This window comes from Nocardiopsis sp. NPDC049922 (genome assembly GCF_040660275.1).
GTDB lineage: Bacteria > Actinomycetota > Actinomycetes > Streptosporangiales > Streptosporangiaceae > Nocardiopsis.
In genome coordinates this window covers 272377-288350 of sequence record NZ_JBFAME010000004.1, presented here as the reverse complement: position 1 = coordinate 288350, position 15974 = coordinate 272377, and the positions used below count along the sequence as shown (strand labels likewise).

Genomic DNA, 15974 nt, shown 5'->3' with positions numbered 1-15974 from the left:
CTCCACCGGCCACCCACCTGAGTGGACCGGACCGCTTCAAGTGGTGGAGCCCCTTTACGGAATCGAACCGTAGACCTTCTCCTTACCATGGAGACGCTCTGCCGACTGAGCTAAAGGGGCGCGCTGTGGGGCTTTCTTCCGTCCGCCCCGGGGGTGTTGCCCCCTTGCGCTGGTCATGACTATACAGGTCTTCGGGGGTGGTCTGCCAAATCGGATACCGCCCGCCCCCGGTTCGGCCCCGCGAAGGGCCCCGCAGCGGCGGCGAGCGGGGCGGGAACGCCCAGGACAGCGCGGGTCTCGCGGACTCCGCGACGACTGCGGACGGGCCCGGGAAACGCGCCCCTTGTGATCCACGCCGCCCCCCGGAGGCGCCCCCCTGGCCTCATCCGTCCCCCTCGGTCACCCACACGTTGGACATGGCGTCGCGGTTGATCGTGCGGATGACGGCCGGCAGACCGAGCCTGCGCAGGGCGTCGGACAGCCGCGTGTCGTGCGTGAACACGATGAGCTGCCGGTGGCGGCCCACCTCCGACAGGACGGAGGCCAGGCCCTCGACGGTCTCGGTGTCCATCGCCTGGACCGGGTCGTCCAGCACGAGGAAGCCGAACGGGTTGCCGTCCACCAGGGCGCGCGGCAGGCAGATGGACAGCGCCAGCGCCTGGAACTCGCCCTGGCTGAGCAGGCCGGGAGCGCTGGTCTGGTCCGCCACGCCGTCCACGGCCACGTCCACCTCGACCCGGCGACGGGCGCCCCGGCCGATGAGGCGCATGCCCTGGAGGTCGATGCGGCGCTCCTGCCGCAACCGGAACCACACCTGCTCGGCCTGGCTCGCCACCGGCCCCAGCTGCCGCGACCGCAGCTCCCGGGCCCGTTCGGAGAGCCAGTGCAGCGCCGCCTCGGCGGGGGCCAGGGTGTCCCGGGCCGCGATGGCGTCCTGGGCGTCGTCCAGCCAGCCGGAGAGCTGTTCGGCCAGGACCGCCCACCCTCCGGTGGGGTCCTCCAGGCGTTCGGTGGCGTCCCGGCGCGCGCTGACGGCGGCGGCGCGGAGCTTGCGCCCGACCGTCTCGATGTGCTCGGCCAGCTCTCCGAGGTCGGTGATGTCCGCGCCGGACTCCCACAGGGCCCACACCTGTCCCAGCTCGCTCTCCGGCGGCAGCCACGAGGGCGCCGGGGCGAGCAGGAAGCGCGCCTGGTCGCGGGCGGCGTCGACGCGTTCATAGGCGGCCGAGGCGGTCGCGGCCTGGGAGCGCAGCGTCCGGAGCTGGGCGTTGGCCCGGCGCACCCAGTCGGCGCCCAGGGCCCCCGGCGCGGAACAGGTGGGGCAGGTGGTCTCCGTGGGATGGCGCTGGTGGTGTTCCAGGGCCTGTTCGAGGAGGCGGACGACGCCGTGCGCGTGGTCGCCCTTGGTGCCCGCGGCCATGGCCAGCTCCATGGCGGCGCCGCGCAGCTCGTTGACGACGTCGCCGATGACGACGCGCTCGGGGACGGCGAGGCGGCGCAGACGGCGCAGGACCACGTGCAGGGCGGGGTCGCTGGGGCCGTCGTCCGCGGCGACCGCGCGCAGCGCGTCCAGGTCCAGGTGGGACGAGCTCAGGAGCTGGTGGGCGCGGGCCGCCCGGGGGTCGCCGGAGCCCTGGAGGGCCTCCAGGAGGAACCGGAGTTCACGCGAGGGGCGGTCGCGGCGCTTGACGAGGGCGTCGCACGTCCGGGCGAGCCGCCGTTCGGCCTCGGCGAGGCCGGTGAGGCCCAGGAGGGCGGTGAGGGTGTCGTAGAGCTCGGCGGCGCGGCCGGTGACGGTGCGGCCGAGTTCGTCGTAGGACAGGAACGGCCGGTAGCGGACGAGGGGCTCGCCCCAGGAGAGGGTGCGCAGGGCGGAGGTCGTGCCGTCGGGGTGGACGACCTCGCCGCGCGCCGAACGCACGCTCTCGCCCGTCCAGCGCCGGTTGACCCGGATCGGACTCGCGTCGCCCGCGATGTGCAGGTCGACGGTGGCCTCGGTGCGCTCGTCGTAGTGGAGGTTGCGCCAGCCGTCGCGCCACCCGGTGGGCATGGCGTCCCAGCGGGGGTTGCGGCCGGTCAGGGCCGCCTCGGCGGCCTCGGCGAAGCTGGACTTGCCCGAGCCGTTGCGGCCCACGATGACCGTGAGGCCGGGGCCGGGCGGGAAGGTGAGCTCGGCGGGTCGGCCGATGCCGCGGAAGCCCTGGACGCGGATGCCGGTGAGGTAGGCACGGCGGACCGGACCCGCGGGCCGGTCGTCGGCGGGCGGGGCGCCCTGGGCGGCGTCGGGGATGCGCTCCCCGTTGAGCAGGGCCGTCAGGGCCTCGTCGCCCCACAGGGCGGCGGTGACCCAGGCGCGGACCTCGGCGGGCAGCCCCGACCGCGCCAGTTCATCCAGGAGCCCCTCCGTGACGGGGTCCTCGGCGGGTGGTGGGGCCCCGTGCCGCCCTCCGTCGTCGAACGCCTCGGGTCCCCGAGTCACCTGCGCCACCCCGCTCCGTCGTCGAACCTGCACCAGCAGACTAGGACAGAGAGGAAAGTACGACGCTAACTTCCCCCCGATCTCCGGCCGCTAGACCCCGACCAGCCTGCGCCTGCTCCCGTCCCAGGTGAAGTGCAGTGTGGCGATCCCCGGGACGTTGGGGTCGCGCAGGCACTCGTAGATGTTGAGGCTCGGCACGCTGGCGAAGCAGCCCCACACCCGTTCGGAGGTCAGCACGAAGTCGAGGTCGAGTTCGACCAGCAGACCGAGCAGGCGTCCGTGCGTGGGCTCGTCGACCTTGGCGAAGGCGTCGTCGAGCAGGATGAGCCTCGGCGCCCACGGGGCGTGCGCGGCGAGGGCGTCGAACTGGGCCGCCGCGGCGGCGAACAGGACCAGGTAGGCCACGACCCGCTGCTCCCCCTGGCTGAGCGCCGTGCGGTGGCCGAGCCTGCGCTCGTGGCCGCTGCCGTCGGTGACGTAGACGGTGAAGGCGAACCAGGAACGGTAGTCGAGCGCCGCGCGGAGCTGCGCGCCGCCGGTCGCGGTGGGGTCGAGTCGGCGGATCGCCTCGATGCAGCGGCGCAGGGCGTCGCGCAGCCGGGTGGCCTGGACCCGGGTGCGCTTCTCCGCGGGCGTGGCCAGGAGCGGGACGACGGCCTCGATGTCGGCTCCGGCGTCGGGGGCCAGGTCCCAGTCCAGGCGGACCCCAAGCCCGGCGGAGGTCGTCACGTCCTTGAGGACGCCGTTCATGGTGGCGATGAGTCCGCGCGCCTCGTCGATCTGGCGGGCCAGGTGGGCGGCGAGCTCCCCGAGCAGGTGGCGTTCGAAGGCCTCCTCCTCGGCGATGGCGACGGTCTCCTCGGCGCGGGCGGCGGCGGCCGTGACGCGCTCGGCGTAGGCGGTGACGTCGTGGGCGCCGTCCTCGTCGTGGACGGTCAGGCGCTTGAGGCCGCGCGGTTCGCTGAGTTCGGTGCGGGTCTGGGACCAGCCGACCGAGGCCAGCAGGCCGCGCAGCTCCTCGCGGCTGCCGAGGATCGCGCTGTCGTCGACCTCGGGGACGCCGTCGTGCTCGGCGAGGCCCTCCTCCAGTTGTCCAACGAACTCCTCCAGCAGGGCGAGGCGCGTGTCGGGGCCCGGTGGGGAGGTCGGGGTGTCCTGGTCCGCGTCGGGGGCGTCGCCGCCCTCGCCCTGGGCGCTCGCCGCGAGGTAGCGGGCCAGCGGCGCGTCGGCGGCGGCGCAGGCGTCGAGGCCGGCGGCGGCGAGGAGGACCGCGTCGGGGGCGTCTCCGGAGGCTCCGGAGCCGGTGGTGACGGCCGACACCAGGGCCGCGCCGCCGGCGAGGGCCAGGCGGACCTGTTCGGCGCGTTGCCGGGTGGCGGCGGCGAGGCGGGCCTCGGCGCTGACGCGCTCGTCGCGGGCGCGCTGGGCGGCGCGTTCGAGTTCGGGAAGACGGCGGGCGGCCTCCTGCGCACGGGCTTGGACCTGCTCACGGGCGGCGTCGAGCTGCCCCCCGGGCACGCCGCGGGCCCGGTCGCCCAGCTCGATCTGGCGGCGGACGGTGATCATGTCGTCGATGGCGGCGGCGCGCGCGTCCTCGGCCAGGATCCGGTCGGCCCGGGCGCGGTCCCAGGCGAGGACGTGGCGTTCGTGGTCGGCCAGGTCCCAGGCGAGGACGTCGAGGTCGCGCAGGGCGGCGGCGACCAGGACGCGCAGGTGGTCCAGGGCGCGCAGGGTGCTGTCGAGCTCGGCGCGGACGGTCGGCAGGGGGTGCCGCGCCCAGGGCGTCCCCTGAGCGTGCCCCGCCCCCGGCGAGGCGCCCCCTGGCCGGGGCGGGTTCACGGCGGGGCCCGGGGCGGCGGCGTCCCGGAGACGCGCGCGGATGTCGAGGAGTTCGGCCCGGGCCTCCTCGGCGGCCGCCTGGGCGACGTCGTGCGTGCGGCGGGCGGTGGCGACGTCGGCGCGGGCGACGTCCAGGGTGGCCCAGGCGCGGACGAGGGGCGCGGGGTCGGGGAGCTCGCGGGAGACCTCCAGGAGTTCCGCGTAGGAGTTCTCGACCGCCCACCGGCGTTCCCCGGCCTCGGAGAGGAGGGCCTCGGCCATGGTCCTGCGCCGGTCGGTGTTGGCCAGCAGGCGGTCGCGGGCCCGTTTGCGCGCCGCCTCGCCGATGAACTCGGGCTCGCCCTTGCGGTGGTGTCCGGACACGACACCGAGCCGCCAGCCGCCGTCGAGGGACACCGAGCTGACGGTCGCGACGGCGGTGTCGCGGCGGTGTTTGGGTTCGGAGTCCTCGGTGAGGCCCCGGCCCTCGCGGTGCAGCGCGATGGAGGAGAGCAGGGTGCGCACGGCGTCGTGGCTGACGCCGGTGTCGGGGGAGGCGACCGGGACGAGCACGTCGAGGAGCGTGCGGTCCTTGGCGGGGCGCGCGGGGCTGAGCACGAGGTCGCGCGTGGCGGGGTCGTGGAGGGCGCCGTCCGCGCGGAGCCACCCGGCGAGCAGGCCGCTGGCCTCCAGGGCGGCCTCCAGTCCGGCGCGTTCGTCGTGGGTGAGCGCCTCGGCGAAGTCGACGGCGAGGTGGAAGGGGACGCCCTCCCCCTCGGGGCGCGGGTGGGTGGCCCAGGCCGGGCGTTCGGGGGCGTGGTCGGCGCCCCGGGCACGCTGGTCGGCGAGTTCGTGAAGCTCGTCGGAGAGCTGGCCCTCCTCGCCGACGGCCACGTCGCGGCGGGCGCGCAGTTCCTCCAGGAGGGGATCGACGGCGGCGTGGGCCAGGCGGCCGACGGTGGCGGGCACGTCGGGGGGCAGGACGCGCAGGTCCTCGCTGATCGGCAGCTCGACGCTGCCCTCCAGTTCGTGGATGGCGTCGCCCAGGGCGTGGGCGTGGCTGGAGTCGCGCAGCCGGGCGGTCCAGGCCCGGACGCCCTCGGCGTAGGCGGCGCTCTCCTCGCGCAGGCCGTCGATGGCGGCGCGCTCGCGGGCGTGGGCGTGTTCGAGGTGGGCCTCGGCGCTCTCGGCCTCGCTGGTCAGGGCGACCAGGCGGCGGTCGGTGGCGGCCTCGTCGCTGGTGAGCCCGGTGAGGTGGGTGGCCGCGTCGGAGCGGAGGTCGGCGAGGTCGGCGGCGGAGGTGAGCCGGTCGTGGAGGCGGCCGAGGCGTTCGCGCAGGGCGTCGAGGTCGATGCCCTCCACGGGCGGGCGTTCGACGGCCTGTTCGAGGCCCTGGAGGTCGACGCGGGTGGCGCTCTCGCGGGGGGCGTGGACGCGGGGGGAGGTGTCGGGGACGGCGCCGAGGGCGGCGGGGTCGATCCCGGCGGCGACGGCGGCACGGGTGGCCTCGGCGTGGGTCTGGCGGAGGACGTCGAGGGCGCGTTCGATGGCGCCGGTGTCCTCGGCGAGGCGTTCGACGGCGTGGTCCTCGGTGCGTTCGGCGTGCTCGGCGGCGACCCAGGCGGCCTCGGCGGCGCGGATGTAGGCGCCGACGGCGGCGTCGTAGGCGCGGCGCTCGTTCTCGGTGGCGGTCGCGGCGCCGTTCTGGGCGGCGGCGAGGGTGCCGTCGTCGGCGTCGGCGGTGTCGCGGGTGCGGCGGGCCTGGTCGCGCTCCTCGGACACGCGGCCCTCGGCGGTGACCAGTTCGTCGAGTTCGGCGCGGAGGCGGTCGGCCTCGGCGGTGCGGGACGCGCAGGCGTCGAGCTGCTCGCGGACGGCGGCGGCGCGGGCGCGCAGGGCGTGGACCAGGTAGCCGCGGTAGTCGGCGAGGAAGTCGGCGACCCCCGCGCCCGCCCGGCCGCGGGCGTCCTTCTCCGCGCGGGCCTGTTCGAGGTCGGCGATGTTGCGGGCGACCTCGTCGAGGACGGAGTCGTCCATGGGCGGGAGGGCCTCGGACAGCACGCTGACGAGTTCCCCGGCTTCGAGGCGGTCGCCGATGGTCGGCCTGCGCAGCCGGTAGAGCAGGTGGACGAGGTTGCGGTAGCGGACCGAGTCGTCGATGCCGAAGAGGGCGTTCATGACGTGGGCGCGGTAGGCGACCGGGCTGGTGAAGCAGTGGTCGGCGCCGAGTTCGGAGCGCAGGCGGTCGACGGGCTTGGGGCGGCCGTCGGTGACCAGTTCCAGGTCGTGGCCGACGCGGCGGTCGGTGACGAAGAACACGCAGCGCGGGTCGGCGTCGCCGACGGCCAGGACGGCGGCCCCGAGGGTGAGGTGGCGGGGCGGGGCGTCCGGCCCGGGGGCGGGGTCGGTGTCGTCGGCCGGGAGGGCGGCGGCGAGCAGGGAGGAGGCCGTGCCGCCGCGGGTCGCGGCGTCCAGACCGCGGTCGCCGCGTTCGGTGGTGAACTCGACCCACAGGTACCCCAGGCGGGTGGCGGGGCCGGTGTCCTCGGCGGGGGCGTCGGCCGGGTCGGCCTCGCCGGTCCGGTCCGCGCCGCCCAGCAGGTCGGGGCCGGTCTCCTCGGGGTCGGGGGTCCGGTCCGGTCGGGGCCCCTCGGACATCAGCCAGCGCAGGCTGGTGCGGTTGGTGCCGGTGGTGTCCAGTCGGCGGATGTCGCCGTCCAGGAGGAAAGGCAGCAGCATCTCCAGGGCCTTGGACTTGCCCGCGCCGTTGCGGCCGCGCAGCAGTAGGCGCCCCTCGGCGAAGTCGAGGACCTGGTCGTCGTACTGCCAGACGTTGCGGATGCCCGCCCGTTCGAGGCGGTAGCGGGGGGCGCCGGACGGGTCAGTCGGACCCGTAACGGGGGTCGGGCTCGTCTCCTGGGTCACCACTGGTCGCGCTCACCTTCTCGTTCGCCACCGCGAGCAGCACGGACGCCACGCGGCTCAGATCACCGTGGGGGTCGGCGGGGGCCCCGGGCGCACCGTGGTCGGCGCCGCTCGTTTCGTCGGGGTGTGTCCGGCTGTTGTCGTCATTGTCCTGGATCGGGGGGACACGCTCGTCCGTGTCGGCTCCGTAGCGGGCGGCCGCGGCGGTGAGCCGCCGGTGTCCGGGTCCGCCGCGGAGGAGACCGAGGTCGGCCAACAGGGCGAGCACCCGTGCGCGGAGCCGGTCCGGGTCGGGGACCTCGGGACCGGCCGTGCGGGCCCACTCGGCCCGTTCGGGGGTCCCGTGTGCGCACAGGACGTCGAGCGCGCCGTCCAGTTCGGCGTCGGGGACGAGGACGGAGGTGGCGGGGCGACCGGGGTGCAGGCGGCCGGAGAGGTGTCGGACCAGGGTCAGGGCGACCTGGCCGACGGGGTCGTCGGAGGGGAAGGCGGGGCGCGGGGCGGTCTCGTCGGGGAACACGAGCGCCACGCCCTCGGCGCGGACCTCGGTGTCGGCGCCGAGGAGGTTGCCGAGCGCGGCGGCCGCGCGCCACTGGTGGGCGGCGAGGCGGTCGCGCTGGCGGTCGGGGAGGTCCTCGCGGTAGACGACGGCGGTCTCGGCGAGCAGGCGGCGCAGGGCGATCTCGCCCGCGTGGTCGCCGGAGGGGTCGGGGTCGGCGGCCTCGCCGAGGAAGGTGTCGGGGGTGTCGCCCGCGCGGGGCGGGTGGGGGGCGACGGAGCGGAGGACCTGGGGTTCGGGGCGCAGGCTCGGGTCGGCGGTGGCGTCGTCGCGGTGGTCGGCGAGGGTTCCGGACACCTCGGTGAGCGCGCCGAGGTCGACCAGGCGGGTCAGGGCGGCGCAGAACGCGCGGCGTTCGCCGAGCCCGAGGGCGGGGTCGGCGTCGACGCCGGCCTCGCGCGCGGCGGAGCGGACGCGGGCGGCCAGGGTCCGGACCGGGACGGTCTCGGTCTCCTCCAGCAGGACGGCCAGGGACAGCGCGAGGTAGGTGTGGACGCGCGGGGTGAAGCGGGCGCCGGTGTGCCGGGTCTGGGGACGGGTGACCTCCGCGACGAGGCCGCGCTTGGCGAGCCGGGCGTGGTCGTCGGCGACGGTCAGCCGGTAGCCGAGCACGCGTTGGAAGCGTTGCACGAGCCATTCGGCGTGGGAGCTCACGAGCGCGAACTCGGCCGGGTGGGTGCGCGCGCTGATCAGCGGGTGCGCCATGAGGGCGCGTGCGGCCGCCTGGCGCTCGCCGAGGAGGGCGGCGTCCTCGCTGTGGGTGTCCGTCTCCATCACCCCCGTCTACAGGGCCTCGCGCCGGTGCGCGGACAGGTCGATCGGTCCGGTGGTCTCGTTGTCGGGGTTGGGGGTCCCGTCGTGGGGAGGGGTGTCCGTGCTCGCCCGGATCTGGTCGCGGTGGCCCCCGTCGACCGGGGGTTCGGGGATGTCGGCCGTGACGACGGGGATGGGGCCGGTGACGGCGTCGGCCGCCGACGGGGCGGTCGGGGCGGCTGGGAGTTCGAGGACGTGCTGGTCGTAGGGGGTCACGCACAGCCGCAGCCCCTCGAGGGTGAGCTCACCGCCCTCCCCCAGGATCGTGACCTCGGCGCCGGGCGCGGAGAACACGTGCAGCCGGAGGGCGAACTCCAGGTCCCCGGCGGAGGTGGGGCGTCGGCTGGCGTCACCGGACCCGAGGGCCGCGGTGAGCAGCTCCATGAGGACCTCCATCCCGGGCCCGGACAGGTCCAGGCGGGCGCGGTCCCCGGTGGGCTCGGCGAGCAGCGCGCGGATCCGCGAGGCGCCCGCGCGGCGCCAGTGCGCGGAGGACTCGGCGGCGTCGCGCAGCCGGGCCCGCTGGTCGCGGTGGTCGCGGACCGGCTCGGGCGGGCGGGTGCCGGGGCGCTCGGTGACCGTGCCGCGGTCCGGGTCGGCGTGCCACCAACTGGTGGTGGCGGCGACGCCGTCGTCCGCGCGGCCCGCCAGGCGCAGGTCGGAGTGCAGGCCGTAGGCGGCGGTGGCCAGCGCCTCGGCGCGGTCCGGGTCGGCCTCCTCGAACCACGAGGCCAGGCGCAGCAGGGCGGCGCGGCCGTGCCGTGGCACCGGCGGGTCGCCGAGGCCCTGTCCGTCGTCCGCGCGGTCGTCCGGCCGCTCCTTGAGTCCCACAACTCAGCAGAGTAGAGACCTCACGGACACGCCACGCCCGGATCGGCCCGGCATAGTCCGGGTGGACCACCCCCATCACCCGTTCTGAGCAGGGATTATGTACTTTTTCGGAAGTTTGGGAGGATTCCTGGTGGGCGCTACTCCGGCGGCAGGTCCAGGCGGCCCCCGTCCGCCTGCTCCATCGCCTCGCGGGCCTCGTCGGGCATGTCCCCGGCCGGGTCGCTGATCGTGTACGTCGTGAAGTACTCGGTGCCGCCGACCTCGCGCGGGCCGGAGAGTTCGACGTCCACCTCGTAGGGGTCGTCCGTGCAGTCCCACTCGAAGCACCAGGTCCCGGACAGCTCGCCGTGGCCGCGCGCGGTCTCGGCGGACCACTCCTCCCAGTTCATCCGGCCGAAGGTGGTGAACTCGGTGGCGACGTAGTCGGTCGGGCGCTGGTCGTCGAACCCTTCGGGGTCGCCGTACCGGTTGAAGACGTAGGGCGCGCCGTTGGGACCGCCGGTGTTCGGCGAGACCACCTCGTCCGGGCCGCCGTCCTCGGGCTCCCTGGGTGTGGCGACCTGCTCTCCGCAGGCCGTCACCAACAGCAGGACCGCGCCGCTCAGGAGAACACGCTTCATTCCGACCTCCTCCGTGTGCGCCCCATCATGCCCCCGAACCGCGAGAAGGCCCCCCAGCACACGCCGGGGGGCCTCCGAACCGCTCTTTTCCGTCACTGTGGGGCCGTCAGGCCCCGCCACTCAAGGACTAGTACCTGTCGTTCTCGTGGCTCAGGTTGAGGCTCTCGGGGCCGTTGGTGCAGTCGCCCGTGGTCTGCGGCGACAGAACCGGAACGTTGACGGCCACCAGACCCACAGCCGCGCTGGTGTTGCACAGCTGGACGGGAATGACCTGCAGGTTCTGGTTGTACTGCTGGTCGCCGCCGTGTGAGTCCGCGGAGGCCGGGGCGCCCATGAGAGCCGCCCCGAACGCGATCCCCGCGAGAGCACCGGCCGCGGTGAGCTTTCGCAACATGACCTGGTGCTCCTAGTGGACGTTGGTGCTGGCCGGCCCGTTGACGCAGTCGCCCGTGGTCTGCGGCGACAGGATCGGGATGTTCACGCCGGCCAGGAGACCCACGGTCAGCTCGGTGTTGCAGAGCTGGATGGGAACGACCTGCAGGTTCTGGTTGAACTGCTGGTCGCCACCGTGCGAGGCGGAGGCGGGCGTGGCGGCCAGGACGGCGCCCAGAGCGATTCCGGCGACGGCGCCGGCGGTGGTGAGTTTGCGCAGCATGTCAGAGATCTCCTAGTCGATGTTGGTGGCGACCTGGCCGTTGGTGCAGTCACCGGTGGTCTGCGGCGACAGGACCGGGATGTTCACGGCCACCAGGCCGACGGCCGCGCTGGTGTTGCACAGCTGGACGGGGATGCCCTGGAGGTTCTGGTTGTACTGCTGGTCGCCACCGTGCGAGCCGGCGGAGGCCGGGGAGCCGGAGAGAACGACACCGAAAGCGGCACCAGCGACGAGGCCGGCAACACCGAGCTTACGCAGCATTTGTATTACCCTTCAGAAAAGTTGGAGAACTGTCTCGGCGAGCTAATTGCCGGAACTAGCTGATGTTGGTGCCGATGGGCCCGTTCACGCAGTCGCCCGTGGTCTGCGGCGACAGGATCGGGATGGTGACGGCAACCAGGCCGACGCTGCCGGTCAGGTTGCAGGACTGGATCGGAACCACCTGCAGGTTCTGGTTGAACTGCTGGTCGCCACCGTGCGAGGCGTACGCGGGAGCCCCCGTGAGGATCGCGCCCATCGCGGCACCGGCGACCAGGCCAGCAGCGGCCATCTTCTTGATCATGACTTCCCCCGAGTATCAATGCGAGGTGTTGACAGAAAAAGACGCAGGCGCTTCTTGCACCTGTGTCGCGGTGGACTGGGGCAATCATCATCCGACCCCGGTTTTTTGTCAACGCCGAAACTCGCAAAGCAATTTGCCCGAATTGTCGGTGACATTCTTTTTGTTCGGGGGCGAATCCCTACCGATCCGACACTTCCACGTGACCGACGTCAACGCAGCGAAACCCCTCGGGTCCTCCCACCCACGGCGAGACGGGCGAAACGAGCCAGACCCACGCGGAGCACACCGACCGTGAGCCGCCGATTCGCCCACCCCGTCGGCGAATCCGCAGTTCAGGGGCGCGCGAGGGACAAGCCCGGCCCATGAGGGGGTCACGACACACCCATTACCGTGCGTAATTCGCCCGTGACGCTAACGCGATCGATTCGCGATCGGCCGAATCCCCCGAGGGCGACCGCGGCGCCGTGGAGAGTGACGCACGCCACTCCCATCGCCCTCCAAGCACCCCGGGGACCACGCGGGGCGGACCCCGCCATCCGCCCGTGACCACCGCCACACCCCACGGGCGGGCACGGACCCCCGACATGCGAAAGGCCCCGGTGGTCAGCGTTTTCGCTGACCACCGGGGCCTGATCCCAGTGTGGCAGGTGAAGGATTCGAACCTTCGAAGGCTAAGCCGACGGATTTACAGTCCGCTCCCATTGGCCGCTCGGGCAACCTGCCTGGGCTGCGGCGACGTGTTCGTCGCGGCGCATGAACGAGAATAGCGGATCTTCGCCCCGAACCTGAAATCGTTTACCCGCGCGCCTCCCCAGCAGGGCGTTCGGGCGTCCTGAGCAGCGCACGGCTAAGCTCGTGACCCCACCCGGCCGGACCGTCGGCGCGGGCAGGACGAGACCGCGCGGGCGCCCACGAGCGCCCGCGACCCATGACAGACAACGGGGTGTGAGCGTACGTGGCCGCCGAATCCAGTTTCGACGTGGTGTCCAAACTCGACCGTCAGGAGGTCGACAACGCCCTGAACCAGGCGGGCAAGGAGCTGGCCCAGCGGTTCGACTTCAAGGGCACCGGAACCACCATCGCCTGGCAGGGCGAGGACGGGGTCGAGATCAGGAGCGGCTCCGAGGAGCGCGCCAAGGCCGCCCTGGAGCTCTTCAAGGAGAAGCTGGTCAAGCGGAAGATCTCCCTCAAGGTCCTCGACCCCGCCGAGGAGCCCAAGGTCTCCGGCAAGGAGTACCGCCTCCCCATCAGCCTCAAGGAGGGCATCTCCTCCGAGGACGCCAAGAAGATCTCCAAGCTCATCCGCGACGAGGGCCCCAAGGGCGTCAAGGCGCAGATCCAGGGTGACGAGCTGCGCGTCAGCTCCAAGAAGAAGGACGACCTCCAGAGCGTCATGAAGCTCATCGAGGCCAAGGACTTCGACCTGGCGCTCCAGTTCGTCAACTACCGGTAACCGCCGCCGGGTACCGGACGCGAACACGGCCGCCCTCTCCCGAGCCGGGAGCGGGGCGGCCGTGGCGCGTCTCAGCCCAGGTCCCACCCGCTCCGCAGGCCCCGCAACCGCCGCACGCGCTCGGCCACCGGCGGGTGCGCGGAGAACAGGCGGCCGATCCCGCACGGGAACGGGTTGGTGGTCATCAGGTGCGCCGCGGCGAACAGGGGGCGTTTCTGGGGCAGCGGATGCGTGCGCGCGCCCGCCTCCAGCTTGCGCAGCGCGCTCGCCAGGGCCTCGGGGTCCCCCGTCAGCCGAGCCGCCTCCTCGTCGGCCCGGAACTCCCGGTGCCGCCCGACCCCGCAGTGGACCACCACGGCCGCCAGCGGCGCCAGGAGGGCCAGCAGCAGGCCGCCGAGCAGGTTGGGCATGTCGGTCTCCTCCGACTCCCCCAGCGGCAGCAGGAACGTCACCAGGGTCAGCGCGGCGATGAGCCCGGTGAGGGTGGCGGCCACGGAGCTGATCACGGTGTCGTGGGAACGGATGTGCGCCAGTTCGTGCGCCAGCACACCGCGGAGCTCGTCCTCGCTCAGGGTGCGCAGCAGGCCCGTCGTGCAGCACACGGCCGCCCGCCGCGGGTTCCGGCCCGTGGCGAAGGCGTTGGGCGACCGCACCCGCGACAGGTACAGGCGGGGCATCGGCTGCCGGGCGGCCGTGGCCAGCTCGCGGACGATCCGGTACAGCTCCGGCTGCTCGATCTCGCTCACCGGGTGGGCCCGCATCGCGCGCAGCGCCAGCGTGTCCCCGAACAGGTGGACCAGGACCCCCGCGCACACGACCAGCGCGAGGCCGAACTGGGCTCCGGCGGCTGCCCCGCACAGCCAGCCGCCGGCCACGACGAGGGCTCCGGCGCCGACGAACAGACCGACCGCGCGAACCGCGTTGACGTGCACGCCGTCACCTCCCCCGTACCGTGGCCGCGCCCGCTTTGGATGCGTACATGGTGACAAACGTGCGGGTCGGCGTCTTGCGTTCCCCATGTGACCGGCTGTCCGTCACATCCCTCCGCCCCTCCCCCGCCCACCGGCTGTGACAATCGCCACCCGGGAGAGAACCGCCCACGGGCGAAGACCTATAGTGCGAACGTGGCCCTTATCACTGGGAACGTCGGGCCGGGGCCTCCCCTGTCCGACGCCGAGCGGCCGTGTCGTCGATGGCTGGCCCCTACACGACCGACCGTCGCGACGACGCCGCGTGAGGCCGGGTTGGCGCGCCCGGTCACCGCGAGGGCCGCACCCGCTGTCCCCACGTCCCCGGATCGGCCGCCCTGCGGCGTGACACGGACCGACCGGGGCTGACAACCGAGCGCCGCCGCCCCTCACGACGGGCGGCTCACCAAGGAGGTCGTCGATCTCAGTGGCCAAACAGATCGAACAGCTCGACCGCGTCGTCATCCGCTTCGCCGGCGACTCCGGCGACGGGATGCAGTTGACCGGTGACCGATTCACCCAGGAGACCGCGTCGTTCGGCAACGACCTGTCGACCCTGCCGAACTTCCCCGCGGAGATCCGCGCCCCCGCCGGGACCCTGCCGGGCGTGTCCAGCTTCCAGCTGCACTTCGCCGACCACGACATCATGACCCCGGGCGACGCCCCGGACGTCCTGGTCGCCATGAACCCCGCGGCTCTGAAGGCCAACCTCGACGACCTGCCGAGGGGCGCCACGGTGATCGTCAACACCGACGAGTTCACCCGGCGCAGCCTGGCCAAGGTCGGCTACGACGCCGACCCGCTCACCGACGGCACCCTCGACGGGTTCAAGGTCAGCGCGGTCCCGCTGACCTCCATGACCGTGGAGGCGCTGGCGGGGGCCGACGTCTCGAAGAAGGACGCGCAGCGCGCGAAGAACATGTTCGCGCTCGGCCTCCTGTCGTGGATGTACAACCGGCCGACCGAGGGCACACGGGCCTTCCTCAAGGCGAAGTTCGCCAAGAAGCCGGACATCCTGGCCGCCAACCTGGCCGCGTTCCAGGCGGGGTGGAACTTCGGGGAGACCACGGAGGACTTCGCGGTCTCCTACGAGATCAAACCGGCGCGCCTTCCCCGGGGCACCTACCGGAACATCACCGGCAACCTCGCCACCGCCTACGGGCTGATCGCGGGGTCCCAGCGGTCCGGGCTACCGCTGTTCCTGGGCTCCTATCCCATCACCCCGGCGTCGGACATCCTGCACGAGCTGTCCCGGCACAAGCGGTTCGGCGTGCGCACCTTCCAGGCCGAGGACGAGATCGCCGGTGTCGGCGCGGCCCTGGGCGCGGCCTTCGGCGGCGCGCTCGGCGTGACCACCACGTCGGGTCCGGGCATGGTGCTCAAGCAGGAGACGGTCGGCCTGGCGGTCATGACCGAACTCCCGCTCGTGGTGATCGACGTCCAGCGCGCGGGCCCCAGCACGGGCATGCCGACCAAGACCGAGCAGACCGACCTGCTCATGGCCCTGTACGGCCGCAACGGCGAGTCGCCGCTGCCGGTGGTCGCGCCGTCCTCGCCCGCGGACTGCTTCGACACCGCGCTGGAGGCCGTCCGGTTGGCGGTCACGTACCGGACGCCGGTCGTGATGCTCTCGGACGGGTACCTGGCCAACGGGTCGGAGCCCTGGCGGCTGCCGGAGGTCCACGCGCTGCCCGAGATCGACCCCGGGTTCGCGACCGCGCCCAACGGGCCCGACGGCGCCTTCCTGCCCTACGAGCGCGACCCGGACACCCTGGCCCGCCCGTGGGCGGTGCCCGGGACCGCGGGGCTGGAGCACCGGATCGGCGGCATCGAGAAGCACGCCTCGACCGGTGACATCTCCTACACGCCCGCCAACCACGACCTCATGGTCCGCACCCGGCAGGGCAAGATCGACGCGATCGCGCGCGACATCCCGCCCGTGGACGTGTCCGACCCGACCGGCGACGCGGACGTCCTGGTGCTCGGGTGGGGCGGCACCTACGGGTCGATCACGGCGGCGGTGCGGCGGGTCAGGCGCGCGGGCGGGCGGATCGCCCAGGCCCACCTGCGCCACCTCAACCCGTTCCCGGCCGATCTCGGCGAGGTGCTGCGCCGCTACGACCGGGTGGTGGTCCCGGAGATCAACCTCGGCCAGCTGGCCCTGCTGCTGCGCGGCAGGTACCTGGTCGACGTCATCGGCTACAACAAGGTCCGCGGTCTGCCGTTCCGCGCCGAGGAGCTGGCGGGCGTGCTTCAGGAGGTCATCGACCGTGGTGAGTGAGAACGGCGAC

The 15974-nt window shown here is 73.5% G+C and carries 12 protein-coding genes and 2 tRNA genes; 2 read left to right on the top strand and 12 right to left on the bottom strand.

The genetic code is table 11. The features are described from left to right. Positions 1 to 44 precede the first annotated feature (44 nt). The 11 genes from AB0I72_RS10245 to AB0I72_RS10195 form a co-directional block, all read right to left on the bottom strand. Positions 45 to 120: transfer RNA gene (locus AB0I72_RS10245), tRNA-Thr, on the bottom strand. 262 nt (positions 121 to 382) lie between these two features. Continuing rightward, the gene (locus tag AB0I72_RS10240) at positions 383 to 2488 is read right to left on the bottom strand and encodes an AAA family ATPase (RefSeq protein ID WP_358565231.1); all 2106 of its coding nucleotides are present in this window, start codon (positions 2486 to 2488) and stop codon (positions 383 to 385) included. 81 nt (positions 2489 to 2569) lie between these two features. Then, positions 2570 to 7225 (bottom strand): SbcC/MukB-like Walker B domain-containing protein, encoded by a 4656-nt coding sequence (locus AB0I72_RS10235; protein WP_358565228.1) that lies wholly within the window; start codon positions 7223 to 7225, stop codon positions 2570 to 2572. Beyond that, complete coding sequence (locus AB0I72_RS10230; protein ID WP_358565225.1) at positions 7179 to 8555, bottom strand: TIGR02678 family protein; 1377 nt, start codon at positions 8553 to 8555, stop codon at positions 7179 to 7181. Before AB0I72_RS10230 ends, AB0I72_RS10235 begins: the two co-directional genes overlap by 47 nt. A gap of 9 nt (positions 8556 to 8564) precedes the next feature. Further along, positions 8565 to 9425: a DUF2397 family protein gene (locus AB0I72_RS10225; protein WP_358565222.1), complete on the bottom strand. Its 861-nt coding sequence runs from the start codon at positions 9423 to 9425 to the stop codon at positions 8565 to 8567. A gap of 137 nt (positions 9426 to 9562) precedes the next feature. Then, positions 9563 to 10045, bottom strand: coding sequence for a hypothetical protein (locus tag AB0I72_RS10220; protein WP_358565219.1), 483 nt, complete (start codon positions 10043 to 10045; stop codon positions 9563 to 9565). 127 nt (positions 10046 to 10172) lie between these two features. Next, positions 10173 to 10439, bottom strand: coding sequence for a hypothetical protein (locus tag AB0I72_RS10215; protein ID WP_358565216.1), 267 nt, complete (start codon positions 10437 to 10439; stop codon positions 10173 to 10175). Between the two features lie 12 nt (positions 10440 to 10451). Further along, on the bottom strand, positions 10452 to 10700 hold the full coding sequence (locus tag AB0I72_RS10210) for a hypothetical protein (RefSeq protein WP_358565213.1): 249 nt from the start codon (positions 10698 to 10700) through the stop codon (positions 10452 to 10454). A 12-nt stretch (positions 10701 to 10712) separates the two neighbouring features. After that, a complete protein-coding gene (locus AB0I72_RS10205; RefSeq protein WP_358565210.1) occupies positions 10713 to 10961 on the bottom strand; it encodes a hypothetical protein in 249 nt (82 codons plus the stop codon). 55 nt (positions 10962 to 11016) lie between these two features. Beyond that, the gene (locus tag AB0I72_RS10200) at positions 11017 to 11262 is read right to left on the bottom strand and encodes a hypothetical protein (protein ID WP_358565207.1); all 246 of its coding nucleotides are present in this window, start codon (positions 11260 to 11262) and stop codon (positions 11017 to 11019) included. A 641-nt stretch (positions 11263 to 11903) separates the two neighbouring features. After that, a tRNA-Tyr gene (locus AB0I72_RS10195) sits at positions 11904 to 11985 on the bottom strand. 232 nt (positions 11986 to 12217) lie between these two features. On the opposite strand from AB0I72_RS10195, the gene AB0I72_RS10190 reads away from it, so the two are divergent. Beyond that, entirely contained in the window at positions 12218 to 12715 is a 498-nt protein-coding gene (locus AB0I72_RS10190; protein ID WP_358565204.1) for a YajQ family cyclic di-GMP-binding protein, read from the top strand. A gap of 71 nt (positions 12716 to 12786) precedes the next feature. Here the strand turns inward: AB0I72_RS10190 and AB0I72_RS10185 are convergent, their stop codons facing one another. Then, positions 12787 to 13647, bottom strand: a complete 861-nt coding sequence (locus AB0I72_RS10185; RefSeq protein WP_358565201.1) for a M48 family metalloprotease — start codon at positions 13645 to 13647, stop codon at positions 12787 to 12789. Positions 13648 to 14110: 463 nt separating this feature from the next. Here AB0I72_RS10185 and AB0I72_RS10180 point away from each other — a divergent pair, with 463 nt between their 5' ends. Beyond that, positions 14111 to 15964, top strand: a complete 1854-nt coding sequence (locus AB0I72_RS10180; RefSeq protein WP_358565198.1) for a 2-oxoacid:acceptor oxidoreductase subunit alpha — start codon at positions 14111 to 14113, stop codon at positions 15962 to 15964. Positions 15965 to 15974: the final 10 nt, after the last annotated feature.

Bases quoted from the DNA above. Each gene is read 5' to 3' on its own strand.
- AB0I72_RS10230 (WP_358565225.1), bottom strand. From the start codon at position 8,555: ATGGAGACGGACACCCACAGCGAGGACGCCGCCCTCCTCGGCGAGCGC.
- AB0I72_RS10220 (WP_358565219.1), bottom strand. From the start codon at position 10,045: ATGAAGCGTGTTCTCCTGAGCGGCGCGGTCCTGCTGTTGGTGACGGCC.
- AB0I72_RS10215 (WP_358565216.1), bottom strand. From the start codon at position 10,439: ATGTTGCGAAAGCTCACCGCGGCCGGTGCTCTCGCGGGGATCGCGTTC.
- AB0I72_RS10210 (WP_358565213.1), bottom strand. From the start codon at position 10,700: ATGCTGCGCAAACTCACCACCGCCGGCGCCGTCGCCGGAATCGCTCTG.
- AB0I72_RS10205 (WP_358565210.1), bottom strand. From the start codon at position 10,961: ATGCTGCGTAAGCTCGGTGTTGCCGGCCTCGTCGCTGGTGCCGCTTTC.
- AB0I72_RS10200 (WP_358565207.1), bottom strand. From the start codon at position 11,262: ATGATCAAGAAGATGGCCGCTGCTGGCCTGGTCGCCGGTGCCGCGATG.